Here is a 22,881-nt window from a genome sequence, read left to right on the forward strand (position 1 = left end):
CGGCCTACTCGATCTTGATCTCGGTCTGCTTCGCGAGCGCGCGCCATTGGGCGATCTCGCGGGCGACCAGCGCCTTGAATTCGGCCGGCGTGTTGCCGACCGGCTCGACCGCATCCTTGTCGAAGCGGGCCTGGATGTCGGGCCGCTCGACCATGCGTTTGCTCGCGGCGGCGAGCTTGTCGAGGATGGATTGCGGCGTGCCGGCCGGCGCCACGATGCCCATCCAGAGATAACCCTCGTAGTCCGGCACGCCGCTTTCCACGACGGTCGGCACGTCGGGAAGCTGCTTCAGGCGCTTCGACGCGGTGACGGCGAGCGCGTTCAGCTTCCTGTCGGCAACGAACTGCCCGGCGGTCGTGTAGGTATCGAGCTTGGCCTGCACCTGGCCCGCGACGAGGTCGGCGAGCGCGGGCGCCGCGCCGCGGTAGGCCACCTGGGTGACCTGCAGGCGCTCCTTGACCATCAGCAGCTCCATCATGACGTGCGGCAGCGTGCCGTTGCCGGCATGGGAGACGTTGATCTTGCCCGGGTTCCTGCGCGCATAGTCGACGAAGCCCTTGAAGTCGCCGACCGGCAGGCTGGGATGGCTGACCAGCAGCATCGGCACCTGGCCGATGAGCGAGACAGGGGCGAGGTCCTTCTCGGTGTCGTAGGGCAGTGCCGCCCGCAGCGCCGCGTTGATCGTGTGTCCGGGCGTGGTGAACAGGAGCGTGTAGCCGTCGGGCGCCGACTTGGCCACGGCCTCGGTGCCGATCACGCTGCCGGCGCCGGCCTTGTTCTCGACGATCACCTGCTGGCCGAGATCGGCCGACAGTCGCTCTGCGGCGAGGCGCGCCACCACGTCGGTGACGCCGCCCGGCGGGAACGGCACGATCAGGCGGATCGGCCGCTCCGGGTACTCCGCCCGCGCCACGGTGGCGAGAGAGAGCAGGAGGGCGGCGGCAAGGCTGAGGATGCGCATGCCGCGAGCCTGAGGCCGGGCCGTCCCGGCGGCAATAGGGTCAGTTCGCGGTTGCGAGACCCATCTGGCGGCAGAGCAGGACCATCGTCTCGTAGATCACGTGGGCGCAGAGATGGGCGGCCATGCCGTTGACGTCCTGCGGCGGGCTCACGGTATTCACGTCGACGGCCACGATGTTGAGGTCCGTGAGGCAGCGCAGAAGGTCGATGCCCTCGCGCGCGCTGAGCCCGCCCCATGACGGCGTGCAGACACCGGGCGCGGCCGAGGGATCGAAGACATCCATGTCGAAGCAGAGATAGACCGGCCGCTTGCCGACTTTGTCGCGAAACTCGGCCATGCGCTGGGCGAAGCCGCCACGGATCAGCTCGTCGATCGACACGACCTTGTAGCCGAGGCTCATCGCGCGCGGCACGACTCCCTGCGCGTAGGTCGTGCTGCGGATGCCGACGTGCCAGGAGAATTCCGGATCGACCAGGCCTTCCTCGGCGACGTGCGTGAACTGCGTGGCGGAGTTGTACTTCTCCTCCTCGCCATACGGATACGAGTCGGTGTGCGAGTCGATGTGGAGCGCCGCCATTTTCGGATACTTCTTGCCGACCGCGCGGGCCACGGGGACCGTCACCGAGCCGTCGCCGCCGATGGTGATCGGCACGGCGCCCGCCTGCACGATGCGGTCGACCGCCTGCTCGGTGCGCTCGAACGCGTCGACGATCTTCGAAGGCGTCAGCCTGACGTTGCCGCAATCGACCAGGCCGAGCGCCGCCACCGGATCGAAGTCGGCATTGGTCGGGTTGAAGCGGCGCATCAGCGCCGATTGCTGGCGCACCGAATCGGGGCCGCCGCGCGCACCGATCCGCATGTTGGTGCCACAGTCGAACGGGATGCCGAGGATGGCGGCCTTGTTGTCCGGGCCGGGCCGGCCATAGGGCGCGCCCATGAAGGTCAGGGGCGAGGTGAAGAGCTCGTCGTCGGAATACATGGGTCAGCCGCCTGTGAGGAAATCGAAGGCCGTCAAAGTATGGATCTTGGCGACGGCGAGAAGCTCGTCGACCAGAACATGCTCGTCCGCGCCGCCCATGTTGAAGGGCGTGAGGCCGAGCACGACTGTCGGCACGCCGGCCGGGCGATACCAGCGCGAATCCGAGCCGCCGACCCGCATGTTCACGGCCGGCGCGGTGCCGAGCACTTCGGCGGCGACCTTGGCAGTGCGCAGGACGATCTCGTCGTCGGGCGGCGTGAAGGATGGCTCGAAGCGGCGGATCGCGCGCCAGGTCACGCCTTCCAACGGCGCCAGCCATTCGTCCAACTTGGCGGCCAGCACCTCGGTCGTGATGCCGACCGGCAGGCGGATGTCGGCGCGGGCGATGGCGTTTGTCGGCACGAGGTTGGGCGAGGTGCCGCCCTCGATCGTGCCGATGTTGATCGTCACGCGCTGCAGAGTCTCCGACTCGCCGGCGCCGGACAAAGGCTCGGAGATCGGTTTCGCTTTGGCGATCGCCTGCATGACCACCGGTGGCGCCTGGAAGGGGATGCCCTCCAGATCTTTCAAGCGATCGAGCGCGGTACGCAGGCGATCGATCGCATTGGTGCCGCGATGGACGTGCGCGCCGTGCGCCGGGGAGCCGGTCGCCTCCACCTCGACCCACATCAGGCCCTTTTCGCCGAAGCGCACAACCCTGGGCGAGCCGACGTCGCCGCAGATGTTGGCGTCGCCCTTGGCGTGCGGCACGTGTTCCAACATCCATCCGGTGCCGAGCGAGCCCATGTTCTCCTCGTCGCCCGCGAGCGTCAGCACGATCTCGCCCGACCAGGCATCGCGATGCTCGGCGAGCAGCTGGGCGGCGAGCAGAGAGCAGGCCATGCCACCCTTCATGTCGCACACGCCGCGGCCATAGAGCTTGCCATCCTTCAGGACGCCGCCCAGCGGCGGCACGGTCCAGGGCAGGTTCTCCAGGATGGGGAAAGTGTCGAGATGGCCGTTGAAGATCAGCCGCCGGCCGGGCCGGTTGCTCTTGATTCGGCCGATCAGGCTTTTGACACGCGGCGCCGGTTCGATGACTTCGACCTCGATGCCGGGGATCTCCCGCAGCAATGCTTCGGCGACCTTGGCGATCTCCTCGGTGTCGCTCGGCGGGTTGGGCGAGGCGACGGCGACCAGCCGCTGCGTGACGGCGATCAGCCGGTCGAGCGAACCATCGACCCGCCGGGCAAGCTCATTGCGCAACGTTGTCATCGCTATCGCGCCTGCAGGCGGCGTTCCCACCAGCGGATGCCCATCGCGAGCGGCCAGCAGATGATGAAGTAGACGACGGCGATGAAGGTAAAGGTCTCGAGCGGGCGGAAGTTGGTGGCGCTGAGCTCCATGCCGCGCCGCGTGATCTCGCTCACGGAGATGACCGCGCCGAGCGAGGAGAACTTGATGAGCTGAACGAAGTTGGAGGCCAGCGGCGGCAGGGTCATGCGCACCGCCTGCGGCAGGACGATTCGGAAGAACGACTGGACCGGCGTCAACCCGAGGACCTGCGCGGCCTCGCGGTGGCCCTTGGGGACGCCCTGGATGCCCGAGCGGTAAACCTCGGAGATGAAGGCGGCCTGGTAGAGTGACAGGCCGATGACCAGGGCCGTCAGCGATTCGATGCGCACGCCGAAAACGATGGGCAGCACGTAATAAACCCACAGCAGCTGCACCAGGATCGGTGTGTTGCGGATCACCTCGCCGATCGAGATTCCGATCCAGCGCAGCGGCGCGAAGCGCGACATGTCCATCAGGGCGATGATCAGGCCGAGGACCATCGCCAGCACCAGCGTCATGGCCGAGATGATCAGCGTCATCTGCAGTCCCGACATCAGGAAGTCGAAACTGCCGAAGACCGTGTCCCAGCGGAACTGATACTTGAACATATCTTCCTCATATGGACCGCACGCTTCCAGCGCGCCTCATGAGCGCGCTGGAAGCGTGCGGTCCAATGATTATGGCGCGACGATCGGGTCGAGCTTGTGCTTCTTGGCGTACTTCATCAGCCGGCCGTCGAGCTTGATGGTGTCGACGAACAGGTTGATGTAGTTCAGCCAGATCTGGTCGCCCTGCGGCACGACATAGGCATAGGGCGTGATCGCGAGCTTCTCGTCGGGCAGGAGATAGACGGCCCAGTCGAACTCGTCGGTCACTTTGATCGCGGTCGGGAAGTCGGTGATGATCACGTCGACCCGCTGCGCCACCAGTTCGGCTTCGCGGGTGTTGGGCGGCGCGACCGACACCAGCTCGGCGTTCTTCAGGTAGCCCTTCATGAAGGGCTCCATGTAGCTGCCGAGCGAGACCGCCGCCTTGACGCCCTTCTGGTCGACGTCGGACCATTTCTTGATCTTGCTGTCCTTGCGCGTGACGGCATAGAGGTTGGTGACCAGATAGGGATGGCTGAACTCGACCGCCTGCGCCCGCTTCAGGGTCGCGCCGACGCCGAACATGCCGATCTCGCATTTGTTCGACTGCAGGTCGGCGATGAAGCTGCCGAAGCTCGCCTCGACGATCTCGAGCGTGGCGCCGAGCTCCTTGGCCAGCTCTTCGGCCAGATCCGCATCGATGCCCTCGATCTTCCCGGTCTTGGGATTGCGGAAGGAGATCGAGTAGTAGAGTGGGAACTGGCAGACGCGCAGCTTCTTGCTCTTGGTCACCTCGAACAGGCGCGATTGCGTCTGCTGCGCTTCGGCCGGTATCGCCGCCGCCATCAGGCTCGCCATTGCGAGCGCTCCCAGGATTGCCTTCAGCCCCATGACCTGTCTCCTTCCGTCGCCCCGAGCGAAGCCGAGGGGCCCGCTCTCAACACGCACACCATTGCGAGCGGAGAGGAGATCCCTCCACTTCGCTTCGCAAAAGCGCGGAGGTTACTCCGCGCGAGTCGGGATGACGGGATGGGTCCATCCCGTCATTCCTCGAACTGCTGCAGGAAGCGCTGCGCGCGCTCCGTCTTCGGCGCATCGAAGAAGGCGGCACCCGGTGCCTCCTCGACGATCTCGCCGCGATCCATGAACACGGTGCGCGTGCCGACATGGCGCGCGAAATTCATCTCGTGCGTGACGACCAGCATGGTCATGCCCTCCTGCGCGAGCTGGCGCATGACCAATAGCACTTCGCGGCGCAGCTCGGGATCGAGCGCGCTGGTCGCCTCGTCGAACAGCAGTACCTTCGGCGACATGGCGAGGGCGCGCGCGATGGCGACCCGCTGTTGCTGGCCGCCCGACAGCCGCGCCGGATAGGCGTCGCGCTTGTCCGACAGATCGACCTTGACCAGCAGCCTCTCTGCGATGGCGACGGCCTCGGCCTTCGGAAGCTTCTTCACCCGGACCGGTGCCTCGATCAGGTTCTCCAGCACCGTCATGTGCGGCCAGAGATTGAAGTGCTGGAACACCATGCCAATGTCGGATCTTACCGCACGGGCGGCGGCCTTCACCGGCTTCTCCTGCGCGGGCGTCGAGATCGCCGCGCCCTGCATCACGATGCGGCCCTCGCTCGGCGTTTCGAGCAGGGCGAGGCAGCGCAGCAAGGTCGTCTTGCCCGATCCGCTCGGGCCCACGATGCAAACCACGTCGCGTTCCATCACCGGCAGCGAGACGCGCGTCAGTACTTGGTGGTCGCCGAATTTCTTGCTGACGCTCTCCGCCACAATGATGGGTGTGCCTGCCATGGGCAGAACATAAGCAATTCCTATGCCGCTCGTCACGCGCCAGAAAACTTGTCGGCTTCTTTGCTTTCAATCGCGTGTTTACGCTAGAAGGAGGCAATAAGGAGTTCTTATAGCCCATGGACGTCAAGCTTCTCGAAGCTTTCCGGGCGGTGGTCGACAACCGCTCGGTCACCGCCGCGGCGCAGGCGATGGGCGTCACTCAGCCGGCCGTGTCGGGGCAGATCGCCAAGCTCGAGGAAAGCGTCGGCTTCCCGCTGTTCGAGCGCGCGGCCGGCGGCCGGCTGAAGCCGACGCCCGAAGGCATGCTGTTCTATGCCGAGGCGACGCGCGTCCTGGGCGAGGTCGATCGCCTCACCGCGACGACGGCGCAGATTCGCGAAGGTCAGTCGGGCCGGCTGGTGATCGCGAGCCATCCGGCGGCGGCTATTTCGCTCCTGCCGGCCCTCGTCGCCGATTTCGTCGCCCAGCGGCCCGGCGTGTCGGTGCGGATGATCTCGCGCCATTCCGATGTCGTGAGCGCGCTGCTGCCGACCGAGGGTTACGACCTCGGCATCGCCGAGCTGCCGGTCGACGAGACCGATGTCCGGCTGGTCCGCTACCAGATGCGCTGTGTGGCCATCCTGCCGCCGCGGCACGCGCTCGCGGGGCGCAAGCTGCTGACGCCGGCGCTGCTGTCCGGCCAGCCGATGGTGGCGCCGGCGCGATCCCCGCAGATGCTGAACCGCGTCTACGGCACCTTTGCCGCGGCCAATGCGCAGATCAACGCAGTGGTCGAAGCCGAATTCTTCGCGAGCTGCTGTGCACTGGTCGCGGCCGGCACCGGCTGGTCGCTGGTCGATCCTCTGTCGGCGCGCAGCTTCGCATCCATGGGCCTGGTGACTCGGCCGTTCGAACCGGCCGTGGTCTACGAAATCGGCGTATTCCATCGCCGCGACCGCGAGCCGTCGGTGCTCGCGGCGGCCTTCCTCGAGTTGCTCGATTCGAAACTCGGGAGCCCGCGATGAGCGATGCCCTTCGACTGGTGCCCGCGATCGCCGCGGGCCTCGCCGCCGATCCGGACCTGTGGCGCGACTTCAACGACATCTGCGATTGCGGCGGACGGCTGGCTGGTACCGCGAGCGAGAAAACGGCGTTCGCCCTGCTGCGCGAGCGCGTGCGAGCCGCGTCGCCCGCCAACTCGGGACGGTCGATACCGGTTCCCTACAACGGCTGGCAGGCGAAGCACGCGACCTTGCGGTTGCCCAACGGCACGATGGCCGCGTGTCATCCGCTGGTGCGCACGATCGCCACGCCGACGGACGGGCTCACCGCCGAGGTGATCGACCTCGGCCGCGGCACGCCTGAGGAGTTCGCCGAACACGCCAGCGAGATCGAGGGACGCATCGTGCTGGTGCGCCACGAGCTGATGTTCGCCGCCGGCACGATCCATCGCCGCCGCAAGTACGACATGGCGCGGGCCAACGGTGCGGTCGGCTTCCTGATCGGTGGGCCGCTCGCCGGTCACGTGGTGGCTGGCTCGTCGGGCCGCGACAGTGGCGAGGGCATCCCCGCGCTCGGCATCTCGCCCGAGACGGCGGCACGGCTGGCGCGCCGTCCCGACGGCTGGCTCACAGTCACCCTGACGATCGAGACGGACGAGGCTCCGGGTGAGACCGAGACGCTTGTCTACGAGTATCCCGGCAAGACGGACGAATGGGTGGTGCTGTCGGCACATGTCGATGGACATGACCTCGCCGAGTCGGCGATGGACAACGGTACGGGCCTCGCCTCGGTGCTGGCGGTCACGCGCGCTCTGTCGCCCGAGGTCGCGAATTGGCGGCGCGGCCTGCGCGTCATGTTCTTCAGCGTCGAGGAATGGGCACTGACCGGCTCGGCGCAATATGTGCAGAGCCTGAGCGGTCCCGAGCGCAACAAGATCGCGCTCAACGTCAATCTCGACTCTGTCGCCGGCAGTCCGAGCCTGGCCGCGCTGAGCAGCGGCTATCCGGGTGTCGAGCCGTTCCTGCTGCGGGTCGCCGTCGCCAACGGGCAGTCGCTGCGTACGGTGCGGCCGCTGATGACCAATTCCGACCACGCCAACTTCGCCGCCGGCGGCATTCCCGCGATCCGACTGGTTGCGGGCTTCGACGACCCGAACGCGCATCTGCGCGTGGTGCTGACGCCCGCCGATACACGGGACAAGGTGGCGCAAGCCGAGCTGCGCCAGGCGACACTTCTCACCGCCGCGCTGATCGCAGCCGCCTGCAATGCCGATGCTGCGGAAGCGGCGCAATGGCGTGTCCGGTAGAGACTCCGGCAACCACGCATGGACGAACGGCGTCTCATCGAGAAGCATCCCCGGCTTTGGCATATCGCCGAGGACGGAAGCTGGCAGAGGATTCGGCGGCACGGCCTGCTCTCCACCCGAGCGTTGCTCGACCTCTATGGCGTCACGGGCAGTCGGCGCGTCGCCCTGGAGAGCGAACAGCGCCGCCAATCCGAGACGATCGAGCGGCGTGGCCTGCAGCCCGCCACCTTACGCGACCAGAAGCCGATGCCGCCGCGGGCGCTGGCTCGCTGCCTCGATGACGGGCTGGCACCGGCCGACTGGTACCGGCTGTTGAACGGCCGCAGCTTCTTCTGGCTCTCGGAAGCGCGCCTCCAGGGCATGCTCGCCACCTACGGCGACCGTCCACATGTCGTGCTGACGGTCGAGACGGCGTCGCTCGTCGGCGCGCATCGCGCGAAGATCGAGCTGAGCCGGATCAACAGCGGCTACGCCCTGCGCGTGCCGGCGCGGCGTGGCCGCGACACGTTCCTGACGATAGCCGCCTACGGCCATCCGGGTATCGCCGAACTGTCGGTGGTGGGCGGCGTGCCAGACATTGCCAGGCATGTGCTTGCGGTCGAACGCCGCCATCGCGAGCGCGTGCTCGATGTTCTCTGGCGGCGCGATCTATGAGGCGAGGAACTGCAGCAGCAGGCGGTTGACCTCGTCCGGCTGTTCCTGCTGCACCCAGTGGCCGGCGCCTTCGATCAGGTGGATCTCCTTCATCTTCGTGCAGGCGACCTTCTGCATGCGCTCAATCGCACCGGGCGTCTGGTAAATGCCCCAGTCGCTGCGGCCGGATATGAAGGTCGAGGGCACGTCGACGGTGCGGCCGGTGAAGACCTCGAGCTCGCCACTCACCTTGCCTTCGGTGCGTACGCGGTACCAGTTGAGGCCGCCCTGGAAGCCGTTGCGCGCATATTCCTCACTATAGACCCTGAGCTCGCTGTCCGGCAGCCACGTGTTGGCGGCGATCTCGGCGGCCGACGGCATCTCCTTGGCCACCGTCTCGGCCATGCCCTCGGCAAGATCCATGATGTAGTAGGTCGGCATCCTGGCGAGCTCGCCGGCGGTCCAACCCGTGAGCTCGAACGGCTTGTTGGCTTTCCAGTCGGCGCTCTTGTGATGGTAGTAGGCACGCAGGAAATCGTGCACGCCCTGCTTGGCGTGCCACATGTTCTCGTTGGCGGGCCGCGTCGAGTAGTACCATTGGTAATGCTTGCGCGGCCGGGCGAGGGCGGCGAGAGCGGCATGGATGTCCGGTGCCTTTGCGGTAGGCGGTCCAAACGGCACGGACGGCGGACCTGAGAACGGTGCGCTCATCAGGACCATGCGCTTGAAGATGTCGGGCCGCACCAGCGCAGCATAGGCTGCCACCGACGCGCCGAAGTCGTGGCCGACGACAGCCTCTGCCGTGCGATGGCCGCAGGCGAACAGCACGCCGATCGCATCGCGCAGCAGGATCATGAATCGGAAGCCGGCGAGGTCGCCGTCGTAGTCTGCGCTCCATCCCGTCGTGCGGCCGTAGCCGCGCTGGTCGGGCGCAATGGCGTGGTAGCCCGCTGCCGCTAGCGCCGGCATCACCTTACGCCAGCTGTAGGCCAGCTCGGGAAAGCCATGCAGCAGCAGGACGGCAGGCCGACCCAAGGTTTCGTAGCCTGCTTCCAGCACATGGATGTCGAGGCCGTTGATGCCGGGGAGGATGCGGGCGCGCACGCCGGCGGGAAGGACTGAGTCGGGCAGGGGATCCATCCCGGATTCAGTCCATGAAAAAGCCGGCCGGGCAACTGCCCGGCCGGCCCTGCGCTCACGCTCCGAAATCGCGGTGACGATAGTGCTACTGCGCCTCGTAGCGGCTGACCGTGATCCTGCTGGTCCCGTTGGCCATGCACTGGCGAAAGCCCATCGTCATGGGCTCGATGTCATAGGCGAGACATGCCTTGCTGGCGTCGCTGACTTTGCGCGCCTCCGCGGCGGCAAGGTCCAACTCGCCGCGATCGTAGGCCCGCGCCGCGCGGCTGACGCAGGTTTCGAACGGCACAGAGTACGGGCCGACGCCATGGTCGAGGCAGATGTTCTCCGCATGAGCCAGCGCATCGCCAGTTTGGGCGCGCACCGCGAGCGGCACGACCGAGGCGACGGCGAAGCCAGCCACTGCGATCACCATCATGTTCAGACGGGACATGGATTACTCCTTGGTCTCTGCGTCCTCTCATCGAGGAACGCTCCGTCATTGCGGTCAGTTGCGTGCCGGGATGAGGCGTTTGCATGGCGTCCCGAATCACTCATATTCAACTTTATGGTTGAATGTCGTGCCGGCTCGGCTTAAATTCAACCATATGGTTGAACAATCCTCCCCCGAGCTCGATCGCGTGTTCGGCGCGCTGTCCGATCCGACGCGCCGTGCCATGCTGCGCCGGCTGGCCGGCGGCACGCGCACGGTCGGAGAACTCGCCGAGCCGTTCGCCATGTCGTTTGCCGCGGCAGCCAAGCACGTGAAAGTGCTCGAGCTGGCGGGCCTGCTCAGCCGCACGATCGAAGGTCGCTCGCACCGCTGCCGTATCGAGGCTGGACCCCTGGCGGCGGCCGATCGATGGCTCGCCTACTACGAGCGCTTCTGGTCGCTTCGATTGGACGACCTGGAGCGCGCATTGACGCGCAACGCGGCAAAGAGGAGGAGGAAATGAAGGACTATCCGAGCGTGCTCTCCCCGACGGAAATCCGCTTCGAGCGGCTGCTTCCCGGACCGATCGAAAATGTCTGGGCCTATCTCACCGACGCCAGGAAGCGTGGCGAGTGGCTGGCGAGCGGCCCGATGGAACCGAAGGTCGGCGGCAAGATCGCGCTGCGCTTCAAACATGCCGAGCTGTCACCAAACCATGCGGCACCGCCTGAGAAATACACGAAGATGGATGCAGAAGGTCATCATGCCGAGGAGACGGTCACCGGGTTCGATCCGCCGCGCCGACTTGCCTTCACCTGGGGTGGAGATTCGGAGGTTGTCTTCGAACTTGCGCCGCAGGACGGCAAGGTGCTGCTGACCTTGACCCATCGCAAGCTGCCGACCGAAGCCGAGCGCAACGGCAACGCGGCCGGCTGGCATTGTCATCTCGCCGTTCTGGTCGATAAGCTCGAAGGCCGGCCACCGCCGGCCTTCTGGGACATCTTCCGGAAAGTGAGCGCGGAATACGCCCACGGCATTCCGCGCTAGGCGACGAGGACTACTTCGCCTCGGCGACGTTCACACCACTTTGGTCGTCGCCCAAGATGAGCAGTTCGCTGCGGGCTTCGATCTCCTTGTTGACACAGGCCCGGAAGCCTTGCGACTCCGGTCGCTGGCCCTCCTCGAGACAGGACTGGCGGGCATCGCCTGCTGCACGCGCAAGCTGGTTGGCGAGCGTCAGCTCGCCCCACTCATAGGCCCGGGTCACATGCGACAGGCAAAGTTCCCATGCGGAGGAACGCGGCTGAACGTTGTGGCTTCGACACGCCTGCTCGGCCTGGGCCTGGGCCGACGCGGACATCGGCTGCGCGGCAAAGGCGGTCGCTGCAGCGGTCAAGCTGCCGAGCACGACTGCAGTGACAAATTGGGTCCGGCTCATGCTTATCTCCACTCAGCTTCCTGCCCAACAAACGCCGCGTGGACGCACTCGGTTGCCAAAAGGGTGAGAAGAGGCCTAACCCTTGCGCCATAGGGAAAAATTCGGGAGCCTGCGTGTAGCGTGAAGAATCTCGAGCTTTTCTGGCGATGGATTCGGACCCGGGCGACCTTCCGGCGGGTCCACCTGGCGCTCAGCCTGCGCGTAACCATCGCCGCCATCCTCTCCCTGGTCGCTGCCCAGTTCTTCGGGCTGCCCCTCCCGCTCTGGGTGGTCCTGACCGCGGTAATCGTCACCCAGATGAGCGTCGGCCGCTCTCTCAAGGCCACCGGCGACTATCTGGTGGGGACCGTGGGTGGCTCGGTCTACGGTGGGGCCGTCGCGATTCTCATTCCGCACGAGAGCGAACTGGCGCTCCTGGCCGTGCTCGTCATAGCGCTCGCCCCCCTCGCGCTGCTGGCGGCGGTGCGCCCCAACATGAACGTCGTGCCGATCACCGCGATCATCGTGCTGCTGCTGCCGGGCATGACCCACACCACTCCGCTCGAATCGGCGATCTATCGCGTGCTCGAGGTCGGGCTCGGCGCCGTGGTCGGCCTGCTGGTGTCATTCGTCGTGCTGCCGTCGAGTGCCCACCGCCAGATGCGCCAGGGGGCGGCCCGCATCCTCGACCTGATGGCGCGTGCGCTGGTGGCGCTGATGGCCGGCCTGCGCCGCGGGCTCGATGACGAAGAGCTGCATCGGCTCCAGGACGGCATCGGCCAGGGCCTCGCCGACCTCAACATGATCGGCGCGGAAGCCGAGCGCGAGCGCCGCGCCCGGCTGTCGTCCGAAGCCGACACCGGCCCGTTGCGCCGCACCCTGCTGCGACTGCGCCACGATCTGGTGATCGTCGGCCGAGCCGCCCATACGCCGCTGCCCGCGGCGATGCAGACGCGCCTCGCGCCGCGGCTCGACGAGATCGCCTTGACGGCCTCGACCTATCTGCGAGCGTGCAGCGCCTCGCTGCTCGCCCACCAGGGCCCGCCGCCGATCGAGGCGTTCGAGCGGGCGCTCGAAGCGTACGATACGGAGGTCGACGCGGTGCGAGCCGAAGGCCTGACGCGTACCCTGCCCGGCGATGCCGCCGAGCGCTTCTTCGCGATCGGCTTCTCGCTCGAGCAGATGCACCAGAACCTCCGCGACCTCGCGCGCGTGGTCGCGGAGTGGAGTGTGTCGGTGGATGACGCGAGGACCGGGTGAATGGACGAGCATGAGCTGACGGTTGCTGCCCAAATTTGGAATCGAGCCCTCCTCGAGGACGTATCGAGCTTGAGGGAAGGGGATCGTGCGCTCGCCGGAATGGCTCTGGCCGACAGCCTGATCATGCATGACGGCGTGCTGAATGCCGTCGAGATATACTCCGAGTCTGCGGGTGAAATGACGGCTGCCGTCGCAGGTTTTCTATATTTCGGTCTGCCGCAAATCGTCTCGCTGCTGGCCGAGGCGATGGAGATATTTCTGAATGGCGACGAAGAAGAATTAGATAAGCACGCGGTCGCGCTCGACGAGCGTTACTGGGCGCTGGCAGCCGAGGGGAACACCCCATATGCCCGGTTCGAGGCTGTTCTGCTGGCAAACCCTTCGGCGTTCGCGCCGCTCTCGGATCAGTAGCTCTTCGGCAGGCCGAGCACCCTTTCGGCGACGTAGCACAGGATCAGCTGCTCGCTGACCGGCGCGATGCGCGCGATCATGACCTCGCGCAGGAAGCGCTCGACGTGGAACTCCTTGGCGTAGCCGTAACCGCCGTGGGTCAGGATCGCGCGCTCGCAGGCGTCGTAGGCGGCGCGAGCGCCGAGATACTTGGCCGAGTTCGCCTCGGCGCCGCACTCCTTGCCGTTGTCGTAGAGCCAGGCGCCCTTGAAGGTCAGCAGGTTGGCCGCTTCGAGCTGCATCCAGCTCTCGGCCAGCGGATGCTGTATCGCCTGGTTCTTGCCGATCGGCCGGCCGAACACGATGCGTTCCTTGGCATATTGCGTCGCCTTGGCCAGCGCCGCCTTGCCGATGCCGATCGCCTCCGCCGCGATCAGGATGCGCTCGGGGTTGAGCCCGTGCAGCAGGTAGTGGAAGCCCTTGCCCTCCTCACCGATGCGGTCCTCGAGCGGGACCTTCAGCCCGTCGATGAACACCTGGTTGGTGTCGATCGCCTTACGGCCCATCTTCTCGATCTCGCGCACCTCGATCTTGCTGCGGTCGAAATCGGTGTAGAACAGCGACAGCCCGTCGGTCGGCCGCTTGCACTTCTCCTTGGGGGTCGTGCGCGCGATCAGCAGCATCTTGTCGGCGACCTGCGCCGTCGTGGTCCAGGTCTTCTTGCCGTGCACGACGTAGCCGTTGCCGTCGCGCTCGGCCTTGGTGTCGAGCATCGTGGTGTTGAGGCCGGCATCGGGCTCGGTGACGGCGAAGCAGCCCTTCACCTTGCCCTTGATGATGTCGGGCAGGATGCGCTGCTTCTGCTCCTCGGTGCCGAACACCACGATCGGGTTGGGCCCGAACACGTTGAGATGGACCGCCGACGCGCCCTGCAATGCCGCACCCGATTCGGCGACCGCCTGCATCATGATCGAGGCCTCGGTGATGCCGAGGCCTGCGCCGCCATACTCTTCCGGCATGGCGATGCCGAGCCAGCCGGCATCGGCCATCGCCCGGTAGAAGTCCTCCGGGAAGCCGCCTTCCTTGTCCTTCTTCAGCCAGTAGCTGCCGTCGAACTCGGCGCACAGCTTGCCGACGCTGTCCTTGATAGAGAGCTGCTCTTCGGTGAAGGCGAAATCCATAGGAGGGTCCTTGTCGTTAGCGGTTGGCGGCGAGCCAGCTCATCATGATGCGGTTGAACTGCTCGGGCCGCTCGACGTTGGGCAGGTGGCGGGCGTTGGCAATGCCCTCGTAGCGGCCGCCCGGAATCTTCGAGGCGATCAGCTTGTTGCGCTCCGGCGGCGTGCCTTCGTCCTGGTCGCCGCAGATCACCAGGGTCGGCGCCTTGATGGTCGGCAGCCGGTCGAGATAGTCGAAGTTCTGGATCGCCGACATGCAGCCGGCCGAGCCCTGCGGAGTGGTGCCGCTGATCGTGTCGCGGATCTCGGTCCAGCGCTGCGGATTGACCTTCTTGAACTCGTCGGTGAACCAGCGCTGCATGGTGCCGTCGGCCAGCGCCGCCAGGCCCTTGCTGCGCACCGTGGCCTTGCGTTCCTCCCAGGTGCCGGCCGACCCCGGTGGCGTCGACGGCTGGGTGTCGCACAGGCAGAGCGACGCGAGATAATCCGGGTAAGCCAGCGCGAAGCCCTGGCCGATCATGCCGCCGATCGACAGGCCGATGTAATGCACCTTCTTGATGTTCAGGACGTCCAGCGCGCCTTTCACGTCGGCCGCGAGCTGGTCCATCGTGTAGTCACCGTCGACCGGCGCGCTGCCGCCATGGCCGCGCATGTCGAGCCGCAGCACACGGTAGCCGGCGCCCAGCAGCGGCACCATCTGCTCGACCCACATGCCGCCGTCGGAATTGAGAGAATGGGTGAAGCAGACGACCGGCGCGTTCTGCGGGCCGGCCAGATCGAAGTAGACGCGACGTCCGTCGAGAGAAAGAAGCATTGTGGTCTCCTCATCTTTTCGCCGCGCCATGTCATCCCGAGCGCAGCGAGGGATTTTAATTGGCGCCGCGCAAGGATCCCTCGCTTCGCTCGGGATGACACGCGGGCGCGTGGCGACAGCCCTACATCGCCGAAATGCCGCCGTCGATGACGACTTCCGAGCCCGTCATGAAGCTCGATTCATCGGACGCGAGGAAGACCAGCGCCCAGCCGACTTCTTCCGGCCGGCCGAGGCGACCGATCGGGACCTGGCGGCCGAGCTTCTGCTGCATCTGCTCCTGGCCGAAGCGGTCGCGGTATTTGTCGAGGATCGGCGTATCGATGAAGGTCGGATGCACCGAGTTGCAGCGGATGTTGTAGCCCGACTTGGCGCAATGCAGCGCCACCGACTTGCTGAGCAGCCGCACGCCCGCCTTGGCCGAGTTGTAGGCCGCCATGTTGGCGCCGGCGATGATGCCCGAGATCGACGAGATGTTGATCACCGAGCCGCCGAGGCGCGCCGTGTGCTTCTTGATCTCGGCGACGCCGTGCTTGCAGCCGAGGAACACGCCATCGAGGTCGATCGCGTGCACCTTGCGCCATTCGTCGAGCGTGATGTCCTCGACCGTCTTGCTGAGGCCGATGCCGGCAGAATTGAGCAGCACGTGCAGCGCGCCGAACTTGTCGACGGTCTCCTGGATCGCAGCCTTCCAGTTGTCCTCGCTGGTGACGTCGAGCTTCACGAAATGGCCGGCCGGGCCGAGATGGTCGGCGACCGCCTTGCCGCGGTCGGCGGCGATGTCGGCGACCACGACGCTGGCGCCTTCCTGCGCCATCAGCTCGGCGGCGTTGGCGCCGAGACCCGAGGCGCCGCCGGTGATCAGCGCGACCTTGCCCTTCAGGCGATCGGTCATTCCTTCTTTCCTCCCGCAACGGCTTCGCGATGGGCGATCATGCTCGTGGCCGCCACGATGATGGCTGCGCCGACGAACGTCCAGAGATCAGAGGTCTTGCCCCAGAGCGCCACGTCCATCAAGGCAGCCCAGACGATGCCGATGTAGCTGACGGGCTGCAGGGCGGAAATGTCGAGCAGCCGATAGGACCAGGTGATGAAGAAATAGCCCAAGGTTCCGAAGACGCCTGCTGCCGCGAACAATCCGAGCTGGGCGAGGGTGGGCGTCTGCCAGAACCACAGGCCGAAGGGCGTGAAGCAGAGTGCGGCGATCACGGTCTGCCAGAACACGACGAGGGCGGGCAGGTCGCGGCCCGACACCGCCTTGGCGACCAGGTTGGAGCCGGCGATCAGCGGAATCGCGGCGAGCATCATCCAGATGCCGGGGTTCATGTCGGTCATGCCCGGTCGCACGATCACCAGCATGCCGGCGAATCCGACCGCGACCGCGAGCCAGCGACGCGCCTGCACGCGCTCGCCCAGGAACAGGGCGGCGCCCAAGGTCACGAAAATCGGCCCGGTGAAACCGAGTGCCGCCATGGTGGCGAGCGGCAGCCAGACGACGGCCTCGTACCACAGCCCATAGCCGCCGGTATGGAAGAGCCCGCGGAAGCAATGGAGCTTGAGATCGCGGGTCGCGAGGCCGCGGATGCCCGATCGCCACAGCAGGATCGGCACGATCACGACGAGGCCCGCGATCCAACGGCCCCAGGAGACGAAGAGCGGCGGCATCTCGCCCGCGAGTTCCTTAACCGAGGCGTTGAGCCCCGTGAAGAACAGGCCCGAGACGACGGCGATCGCAAAGCCGCGCACGACCCGCGAGGGGATCAGGCGGGAAAGCGCGTCCGGCGCGTCGATCGCAGGGGCGGACATCAGGCGACGGGCTTGCCTGCACGGACGGTGGCGGTCAAGCCGCGCCTTTCGCAGGTCAGAGCTATAAAAGCACTCGGCGAATCGAGTAGCTGGGAGCGCGGCTCTCCAGAGCCGCGCTCCCAGCGGGCCCCACCTAGTCTCAGTCGAGCGTGACCTTGTAGCGGCTGATGGCGAGCGCCGAGACGGCCAGCAGAATGGCGGTCAGCGCCAGCAGGTTACCCGTGACGTCGCTCAGCTCCGCGCCCTTCAGCATCAGCCCGCGCACCAGGCGCATGAAGTGGGTGGCTGGCAGCGCCTCACCCAGCCACTGCGCCCAGATCGGCATGCCGCGGAACGGGAACATGAAGCCGGACAGCAGGATCGACGGCAGGAGGATGAAGACCGAGGCCTGCATCGCCTGGAGCTGGTTCTGCGTCACGGTCGAGATGGTGAAACCGATCGCGAGATTGACCGTGATGAACAGCGCCGTGCCGAGGCAGAGCAGGGCGATGCTGCCCTCGGTCGCGACGTCGAACAGGATCCGCGACACCAGCAGGATCACCGCGACCTGAACCGAGCCGATGGCGATATAGGGCACGATCTTGCCGATCATCACTTCGATCGGCCGGACCGGCATGGCGAGCAGGTTCTCCATCGTGCCGCGCTCGCGCTCGCGCGTCACGGCGAGCGCGGTCATCATCACCATGGTCATGGTGAGGATCACCGCCAGCAGGCCGGGCACGATGTTGAGCCGCGCCTTGCCCTCCGGGTTGTAGCGGCGCTGCAGCACGATCTCGACGCCGCCCCGTGTGGGATTGAGCCCGGCGAGCGGGCCGACGAGGTCGCGGCGCAGCGCCTGCTCGATGGCGGGCTGCGCCGACGCCAGAGGATTGGCGGCTGCCATCGGATCGGTGGCGTCGGCGTCGATCAGGATCTGGGCGCGCTCGCCGCGCACCAGCCGGCGCGTGAAGTCCGAGGGTATGGTCACGACGAACTGGACCTCGCCGCGCTGCAGGAGGGCGTTGGCCTCGGCTTCCGAAGCCGGCCGATGTGTAAAGTTCATATAGCCGGTGCTGGCAAGGGCGGAGACGATCGTACGGGTGACTGTCGTGTCGTCGGCCGAGATCACCGCGGCCGGCAGATGGTGCGGGTCGGTGTCGATGGCGTAGCCGAACAGCAGGAGCTGCATGATCGGCACGCCGAACATCATGGCGAAGGTCAGCCGGTCGCGGCGAAGCTGCTGGACCTCCTTGACGACGATGGCGCGCAGCCGGCGCCAGAACCCGCCGACCCACATCATGCGCCCGGCGCGTTGTCGTGCGCCTTCCCCATGAGATGGATGAATACGTCCTCGAGCGTGGGCGCCGCCTCCTTCCAGTCGATGCCCTCGGTGCGCAAGGGCTCGATCGCGGCGAGCAAAGGTTCGCGGTCCGGGCCCGAAACATGCAAGGTCGCGCCGAAAGCGGCGGCGGCCGTGATGCCCGGCGCATCGCGCAGTCTTGGCGCCAACCGGTCGGCGCCGGCGCCGGTGGCGATGAAGGAAACCAGGCCGGACTCCTTGATCACCTCGTCGGCCGTGCCGCGAGCCATCAGCTCGCCGTAGGCGATGTAGGCGATCTCGTGACAGCGCTCGGCCTCGTCCATGTAGTGGGTCGACACCAGCACCGTGATTCCTTCGGCGGCATAGGTATGGATCTCGTCCCAGAAGGCGCGGCGCGCCTTGGGGTCGACGCCCGCGGTCGGTTCGTCGAGCAGCAGGAGCCTGGGCTCGTGCAGCACGCAGGCGGCAAGCGCCAGCCGTTGCTTCCAGCCGCCCGACAGGGTGCCCGCGAGCTGCTTCTGACGGGTCGTGAGCCCGAGGCGTTCGAGCGAGCCATCGACCCGGTCTTTCAGCCGGTCGAGACCATAGACGCGCCCGACGAACTCTAGATTCTCCCGGATGGTGAGATCCTCGTAGAGGCCGAAGCGCTGCGTCATGTAGCCGGCCTGGCGCTTGATCGCGTCGCGCTCGCGAACGAGGTCGTGGCCGAGGCAGGTACCGCCGCCGCCATCGGGCGTCAGCAGGCCGCAGATCATCCGCAGCGTCGTCGTCTTCCCCGAGCCGTTGGGACCGAGGAAGCCGCAGATGCGGCCCTGCTCGATCGCGAGGCTCACACGGTCGACGACCGTGCGCTTGCCGTAGCGCTTGACCAGGTCGTGGACGTCGATGGCGAGCGGCATGACCGGCTCCTTCTCACTTCGCGAAAGGCGCGACGGTGACCGGCAGGCCCGGAGACAATATCGCCTGCGCCGCGTCGGGCCGTGCCTCGATCAAGAAGACGAGTTTCGACCGGGCGGTCTGCGAGTAGATCACCGGCGGCGTGAACTCCGCGCGCGGCGAGACGTAGATGATGCTGGCCTTGAGATCGGCCGGGCAGCCGTCGCAGGTGAAGCTGACCGGTGCTCCGATCTTCGACTGCGCCACCTCCTCTTGCGGCACGTAGAAGCGCAGCTTCACCCGGAACGGCGGCAACAGCGAGACCACCGGTGTGCCCGCCGGCACCCATTCGCCGACGTTGAAGAAGGTGTTCTCGATCAACCCGTCCTCGGGCGCGACGGGCATCAGGTCGTCTAGCCGCTTCTTCGCCTGGGCGAGGTTGGCCCGGTCCTGATCGACCTGTGCCTTTGCGGCAGCGATCTCGTCGGGCCGCGCCGCCAGCTCGCCGACTTTTTCCTGCGCTGCGAGGGAGGCGGCGCGCGACCGAAGCTGACGCGTCATCGATTCGGCTTGCTCGTAGTCCTTGCGCGTGCCGACGCCCTTGGCCAGGAGCTCGGTCTGCCGCTTGAATTCGATCTCCGCCTGGGCAAGCGCCGCGTCGTTTTCCCGCCGCTGGGCGCGCACGACATCCTGCTCCTCCTGGCGCTTGCCCTTGAGCAGGTTCTCGTAGCGCGCCTCGGCCTCGGCCAGCGCGGCTTCGGCGCGGGCGACCTCGGCTCGGGCCATCACCGGATCGATAACGAATAGCCTGTCGCCCTTCTTTACCTGGCCGCCGCGATCGACCGGCCGCTCGACCAGCCGGCCGGCGATCGGCGGTGCGATGAGGCTGGTCTCGCCTTCGACATAGCCGAGATAACGGCCATCCTCGTCGCCGAAGCCGAGCGCGGACAGGAGGGGCGCGCGCCAGTAGAAACCGGCGGCGGCAAGCGCGGCAATGACGAGGATCGGGACAATGCGTTTCATGATGGTCTCAGCGCATGAAGCATCAGATCGGCGTGATGACGGGCGAGGGCGCGGGCATCGAGCTTCTCCGCGCCGATCGGTTCGAACACGGTTTTCCAGATGATGCTGAGCAGCATCGGCCCGATCAGGGAGCGCACGGTCAGCATGGGATCGACCTTGCGGAACTCGCCGCTTTCGACGCCGCGCGCGATCAGGCCCTCGAAGATCGGGATGCCCCGGCCGATGACTTCCTTCAGGTAGAAGCGGCCGATCTCGGGAAAGGCCCGCGACTCGGCGATGACGACCTTGGCGATCGAGGCCATCGGCGTGTCCTCGACACGGCTCGCCATGAAATCGAGGATCGCCGGGATCAGCATGGCGACCGGCCCTTGGTGCGCCTTGGCGAGTCCTTCGACGGTGAGGAGGTTGCTGCCGATGGCCTGTCTCACCACGCCCTGGAAGAGGGCGGTCTTGTCCTCGAAGTAAAGATAGATCGCTGCCTTGCTGAGCCCGGCCCGCGCCGCGACGTCGTCCAGACGGGTTCCGGCGAAGCCCTTTTCGACGAAGAGCGCCAGCGCCGCCTCGATGATCTCGCCGGGCCGCTTGGCTGGCGCCCGCCTCTGCTTCTTTGGCTTCATATAAATAACTTACTGGTCAGTTATTATTATGCAAGATCGTGTCCGGGAATTTTTGTCCATCCCGGCAATAATCAGGATATGGGCAGCAAGTTGCTTGATGGTCCCAGCGTTGGACGGGAGGGCGTGAGGTGCGATTGATCAGAGGACTGGCGGTTCTGGGGCTTCTCTTCGCGCCCTTTGCGCCCGTCGCGGCTCAGGAAGCCTATCCCACGCGCCCGATCCGCTGGATCGTGCCATTCCCGCCCGGCGGACCGACCGACACGCTATCGCGCATCCTGGCCGCCAAGCTGGGCGATGTCTGGAAGGCGGGCATCGTGATCGAGAACAAGGGTGGTGCGGCCGGCGCCATCGGCACCGATCTCGCCGCGAAGGCGGCGCCCGACGGATACACCATCCAGCTCGGCACGCAGAGCACCAACGGCTCCAACAAGATTTTCTATCCCAATCTGCCGTACGACCCGATCACCGACTTCGAGGCGCTGACGCTTCTGGGGACCGCCTGCATGGCGCTGGTGATCCCGACCAGCATTCCGGCCGGCACGGCACAGGAACTGGTCGACTGGATCGGGAAGCAGGACGGAGCCTCCTATGCGGCGGCCACCGGCTCGAGCCAGCACATCGCGGCGGAGCTGCTGGCCAAGCGGGCCGGCCTCAAGGCGACGCTCGTGCCCTATCGCGGCAGCGCGCAGGCGCAGCCCGACCTGGTGGCCGGCCGCATTACCTTCATGTTCGACAATCTGCCGTCGGCCCTGCCGCAGGCGCGCGCCGGCCGGGTCAAGGCGCTGGCACAGACCTGCGCGACACGTTCGCCCTCGGCGCCCGACCTGCCGACGATGGTCGAGGCGGGCTTCGCCGACTTCGTGGTCGATGGCTGGTACGGCATGTTCGCGCCGGCCCGCACGCCGAAGCCGATCGTCGACAAGCTGTCGGCCGACATCAACAAGGCGCTGAAGGATCCCGACTCGCTCGAGAAGTGGAAGACGCTGGGCTTCGACCCGATCGGTTCGACGCCGGCCGAGTTTGCCAGGCGCCAGAAGGACGACCTCGCCTACTGGAAGCAGATGATCGAGTACACCGGTGTGAAAGTGGAATAGATCCGTGGTCATGGCGCCAGGATCGATCGGCCGCCCGTGTCGTTCAGGTAGCGGCACGCGCCGAGAGGGCTTCGCGGCGGGCGATCCAGGTCGTGGCGCTGAAGATCACCATGGCGCCGGCGAAGGTCCAGACCGGCGGTACGTCGCTCCAGATCAGGAAGCCGAGCACGGAGGCCCAGACCAACTCGAGGAAACGCGCCGGCTGGGTCGCGCCGATGTCGGTCGCCTTGAGCGAGCGGTTGAGCGCGTAGTGGCCGGCAGAGCCCAGGATGCCGACGACGATGAACATCGCGAGCAGCGTCACCGTCATCGGCCTCCAGAAGACCAGCGCGATGGGCAGTGTGAAGAGCGACACGAGCATGGCCTGCCACAGCACGATGGTCTCGGTCTTGTCGTAGCGCATCAGCCGTTTGGCCAGCAGGTAGGAACCGGCCGATACCGGCGCGGCCGCGACCAGCAGCAGGCTTGCCCAGTTGGCGGCGATGCCGTGCCCGAGCTTGGGATAAAGCACGATCATCACCCCCAGGAAGCCGATGCCGATCGCGATCCAGCGCTCCCTCCGCGCCTTCTCGCCGAAGAACAGGATGGCGCCTATGGCGAGGAAGACCGGGCTGGTGAAGCTGATGGCGGTGATCTCGGCCAGCGGCACCAGCGGCAGGGCGAGAAACCACATGCCGGTGCCGATGCTATGCACGGCGCAGCGCGCGACCTGGAGCCTGAGGTTGTTGGTGCGCAGCACGCCCATGCCGGAGCGCAGCACGAGCGGCAGCATGACCAGGGCGCCGAAGGCGTAGCGCAGGCAAACCGTCTGCCAGGAATGCAGTTCGGCGGTGATGACGCGCGTGGTCGCGTTGAGGCCGGCGAAGCAGAGTCCGCACAGCGTCATCCATAGCATGCCGCGGATCGCCGGGCCGAGCGCCTCGGTGCGGCGCGCGGCCTGTTGGGAAAAGCTCATGGATGGGAGCGCGCCGCTCCTCGGAGTCGCGCGCTCCCG

General features: G+C 66.5%; 26 protein-coding genes. 8 read left to right on the forward strand and 18 right to left on the reverse strand.

The window, feature by feature from the left end; all coding sequences use genetic code 11:
- Positions 1-4: 4 nt before the first annotated feature.
- From ACQY8M_RS13965 to ACQY8M_RS13990, 6 genes are all read right to left on the reverse strand, one after another.
- Positions 5-961, reverse strand: coding sequence for a tripartite tricarboxylate transporter substrate binding protein (locus ACQY8M_RS13965; RefSeq protein WP_428672966.1), 957 nt, complete (start codon positions 959-961; stop codon positions 5-7).
- A 40-nt stretch (positions 962-1,001) separates the two neighbouring features.
- Positions 1,002-1,940, reverse strand: a complete 939-nt coding sequence (locus ACQY8M_RS13970) for an arginase family protein (protein ID WP_428672969.1) — start codon at positions 1,938-1,940, stop codon at positions 1,002-1,004.
- Positions 1,941-1,943: 3 nt separating this feature from the next.
- Positions 1,944-3,194, reverse strand: a complete 1,251-nt coding sequence (locus ACQY8M_RS13975; RefSeq protein ID WP_428672971.1) for a M20/M25/M40 family metallo-hydrolase — start codon at positions 3,192-3,194, stop codon at positions 1,944-1,946.
- 2 nt (positions 3,195-3,196) lie between these two features.
- A complete protein-coding gene (locus ACQY8M_RS13980) occupies positions 3,197-3,862 on the reverse strand; it encodes an amino acid ABC transporter permease (RefSeq protein WP_428672974.1) in 666 nt (221 codons plus the stop codon).
- Positions 3,863-3,931: 69 nt separating this feature from the next.
- On the reverse strand, positions 3,932-4,732 hold the full coding sequence (locus tag ACQY8M_RS13985) for an ABC transporter substrate-binding protein (RefSeq protein ID WP_428672977.1): 801 nt from the start codon (positions 4,730-4,732) through the stop codon (positions 3,932-3,934).
- 152 nt (positions 4,733-4,884) lie between these two features.
- Positions 4,885-5,643: an amino acid ABC transporter ATP-binding protein gene (locus ACQY8M_RS13990; protein ID WP_428672980.1), complete on the reverse strand. Its 759-nt coding sequence runs from the start codon at positions 5,641-5,643 to the stop codon at positions 4,885-4,887.
- Positions 5,644-5,759: 116 nt separating this feature from the next.
- On the opposite strand from ACQY8M_RS13990, the gene ACQY8M_RS13995 reads away from it, so the two are divergent.
- Genes ACQY8M_RS13995 through ACQY8M_RS14005 form a run of 3 tightly spaced genes read left to right on the forward strand, consistent with a single transcriptional unit; the run spans position 5,760 to position 8,584 of the window.
- Positions 5,760-6,647 (forward strand): LysR family transcriptional regulator, encoded by an 888-nt coding sequence (locus ACQY8M_RS13995; protein ID WP_428672982.1) that lies wholly within the window; start codon positions 5,760-5,762, stop codon positions 6,645-6,647.
- Complete coding sequence (locus ACQY8M_RS14000) at positions 6,644-7,930, forward strand: M28 family peptidase (protein ID WP_428672984.1); 1,287 nt, start codon at positions 6,644-6,646, stop codon at positions 7,928-7,930. The genes ACQY8M_RS13995 and ACQY8M_RS14000 overlap by 4 nt, the downstream gene beginning before the upstream one ends.
- Positions 7,931-7,948: 18 nt before the next feature.
- On the forward strand, positions 7,949-8,584 hold the full coding sequence (locus ACQY8M_RS14005) for a DUF7002 family protein (RefSeq protein ID WP_428672986.1): 636 nt from the start codon (positions 7,949-7,951) through the stop codon (positions 8,582-8,584).
- On the opposite strand, the gene ACQY8M_RS14010 is transcribed toward ACQY8M_RS14005, so the two are convergent.
- Both ACQY8M_RS14010 and ACQY8M_RS14015 read right to left on the reverse strand, forming a co-directional pair.
- Positions 8,579-9,703: an alpha/beta fold hydrolase gene (locus tag ACQY8M_RS14010; RefSeq protein WP_428672988.1), complete on the reverse strand. Its 1,125-nt coding sequence runs from the start codon at positions 9,701-9,703 to the stop codon at positions 8,579-8,581. The genes ACQY8M_RS14005 and ACQY8M_RS14010 overlap by 6 nt on opposite strands.
- Before the next feature lie 85 nt (positions 9,704-9,788).
- Positions 9,789-10,136 (reverse strand): hypothetical protein, encoded by a 348-nt coding sequence (locus ACQY8M_RS14015; protein WP_428672991.1) that lies wholly within the window; start codon positions 10,134-10,136, stop codon positions 9,789-9,791.
- Positions 10,137-10,290: 154 nt separating this feature from the next.
- Here ACQY8M_RS14015 and ACQY8M_RS14020 point away from each other — a divergent pair, with 154 nt between their 5' ends.
- On the forward strand, positions 10,291-10,638 hold the full coding sequence (locus ACQY8M_RS14020) for an ArsR/SmtB family transcription factor (RefSeq protein ID WP_428675360.1): 348 nt from the start codon (positions 10,291-10,293) through the stop codon (positions 10,636-10,638).
- Positions 10,635-11,162: an SRPBCC family protein gene (locus tag ACQY8M_RS14025; RefSeq protein WP_428672994.1), complete on the forward strand. Its 528-nt coding sequence runs from the start codon at positions 10,635-10,637 to the stop codon at positions 11,160-11,162. Before ACQY8M_RS14020 ends, ACQY8M_RS14025 begins: the two co-directional genes overlap by 4 nt.
- 10 nt (positions 11,163-11,172) lie before the next feature.
- On the opposite strand, the gene ACQY8M_RS14030 is transcribed toward ACQY8M_RS14025, so the two are convergent.
- Positions 11,173-11,553 (reverse strand): hypothetical protein, encoded by a 381-nt coding sequence (locus ACQY8M_RS14030; protein WP_428672996.1) that lies wholly within the window; start codon positions 11,551-11,553, stop codon positions 11,173-11,175.
- Between the two features lie 120 nt (positions 11,554-11,673).
- Here ACQY8M_RS14030 and ACQY8M_RS14035 point away from each other — a divergent pair, with 120 nt between their 5' ends.
- Entirely contained in the window at positions 11,674-12,792 is a 1,119-nt protein-coding gene (locus ACQY8M_RS14035) for an FUSC family protein (RefSeq protein WP_428672999.1), read from the forward strand.
- Positions 12,793-13,203, forward strand: a complete 411-nt coding sequence (locus tag ACQY8M_RS14040) for a hypothetical protein (protein WP_428673002.1) — start codon at positions 12,793-12,795, stop codon at positions 13,201-13,203.
- Here ACQY8M_RS14040 and ACQY8M_RS14045 read toward each other — a convergent pair.
- From ACQY8M_RS14045 to ACQY8M_RS14080, 8 genes are all read right to left on the reverse strand, one after another.
- Positions 13,197-14,363: an acyl-CoA dehydrogenase family protein gene (locus tag ACQY8M_RS14045; protein ID WP_428673005.1), complete on the reverse strand. Its 1,167-nt coding sequence runs from the start codon at positions 14,361-14,363 to the stop codon at positions 13,197-13,199. The genes ACQY8M_RS14040 and ACQY8M_RS14045 overlap by 7 nt on opposite strands.
- Before the next feature lie 16 nt (positions 14,364-14,379).
- A complete protein-coding gene (locus tag ACQY8M_RS14050) occupies positions 14,380-15,174 on the reverse strand; it encodes an alpha/beta fold hydrolase (RefSeq protein ID WP_428673008.1) in 795 nt (264 codons plus the stop codon).
- A gap of 121 nt (positions 15,175-15,295) precedes the next feature.
- Positions 15,296-16,066 (reverse strand): glucose 1-dehydrogenase, encoded by a 771-nt coding sequence (locus tag ACQY8M_RS14055; RefSeq protein WP_428673011.1) that lies wholly within the window; start codon positions 16,064-16,066, stop codon positions 15,296-15,298.
- On the reverse strand, positions 16,063-16,977 hold the full coding sequence (locus ACQY8M_RS14060; protein WP_428673013.1) for a DMT family transporter: 915 nt from the start codon (positions 16,975-16,977) through the stop codon (positions 16,063-16,065). Before ACQY8M_RS14060 ends, ACQY8M_RS14055 begins: the two co-directional genes overlap by 4 nt.
- Positions 16,978-17,116: 139 nt before the next feature.
- Positions 17,117-18,256: an ABC transporter permease gene (locus ACQY8M_RS14065; protein WP_428673016.1), complete on the reverse strand. Its 1,140-nt coding sequence runs from the start codon at positions 18,254-18,256 to the stop codon at positions 17,117-17,119.
- Entirely contained in the window at positions 18,253-19,176 is a 924-nt protein-coding gene (locus ACQY8M_RS14070) for an ABC transporter ATP-binding protein (RefSeq protein ID WP_428673018.1), read from the reverse strand. The genes ACQY8M_RS14065 and ACQY8M_RS14070 overlap by 4 nt, the downstream gene beginning before the upstream one ends.
- A gap of 13 nt (positions 19,177-19,189) precedes the next feature.
- Positions 19,190-20,176: an HlyD family secretion protein gene (locus ACQY8M_RS14075; protein ID WP_428673020.1), complete on the reverse strand. Its 987-nt coding sequence runs from the start codon at positions 20,174-20,176 to the stop codon at positions 19,190-19,192.
- The gene (locus ACQY8M_RS14080; RefSeq protein ID WP_428673023.1) at positions 20,173-20,793 is read right to left on the reverse strand and encodes a TetR family transcriptional regulator; all 621 of its coding nucleotides are present in this window, start codon (positions 20,791-20,793) and stop codon (positions 20,173-20,175) included. Before ACQY8M_RS14080 ends, ACQY8M_RS14075 begins: the two co-directional genes overlap by 4 nt.
- Before the next feature lie 128 nt (positions 20,794-20,921).
- On the opposite strand from ACQY8M_RS14080, the gene ACQY8M_RS14085 reads away from it, so the two are divergent.
- Entirely contained in the window at positions 20,922-21,887 is a 966-nt protein-coding gene (locus tag ACQY8M_RS14085) for a Bug family tripartite tricarboxylate transporter substrate binding protein (protein WP_428673025.1), read from the forward strand.
- 43 nt (positions 21,888-21,930) lie between these two features.
- Here the strand turns inward: ACQY8M_RS14085 and ACQY8M_RS14090 are convergent, their stop codons facing one another.
- Positions 21,931-22,842, reverse strand: a complete 912-nt coding sequence (locus tag ACQY8M_RS14090) for a DMT family transporter (protein WP_428673027.1) — start codon at positions 22,840-22,842, stop codon at positions 21,931-21,933.
- Between the last annotated feature and the right edge of the window lie 39 nt (positions 22,843-22,881).

Origin of the sequence: Reyranella sp. (assembly GCF_965279465.1) — a bacterium.
Lineage (GTDB): Bacteria > Pseudomonadota > Alphaproteobacteria > Reyranellales > Reyranellaceae > Reyranella.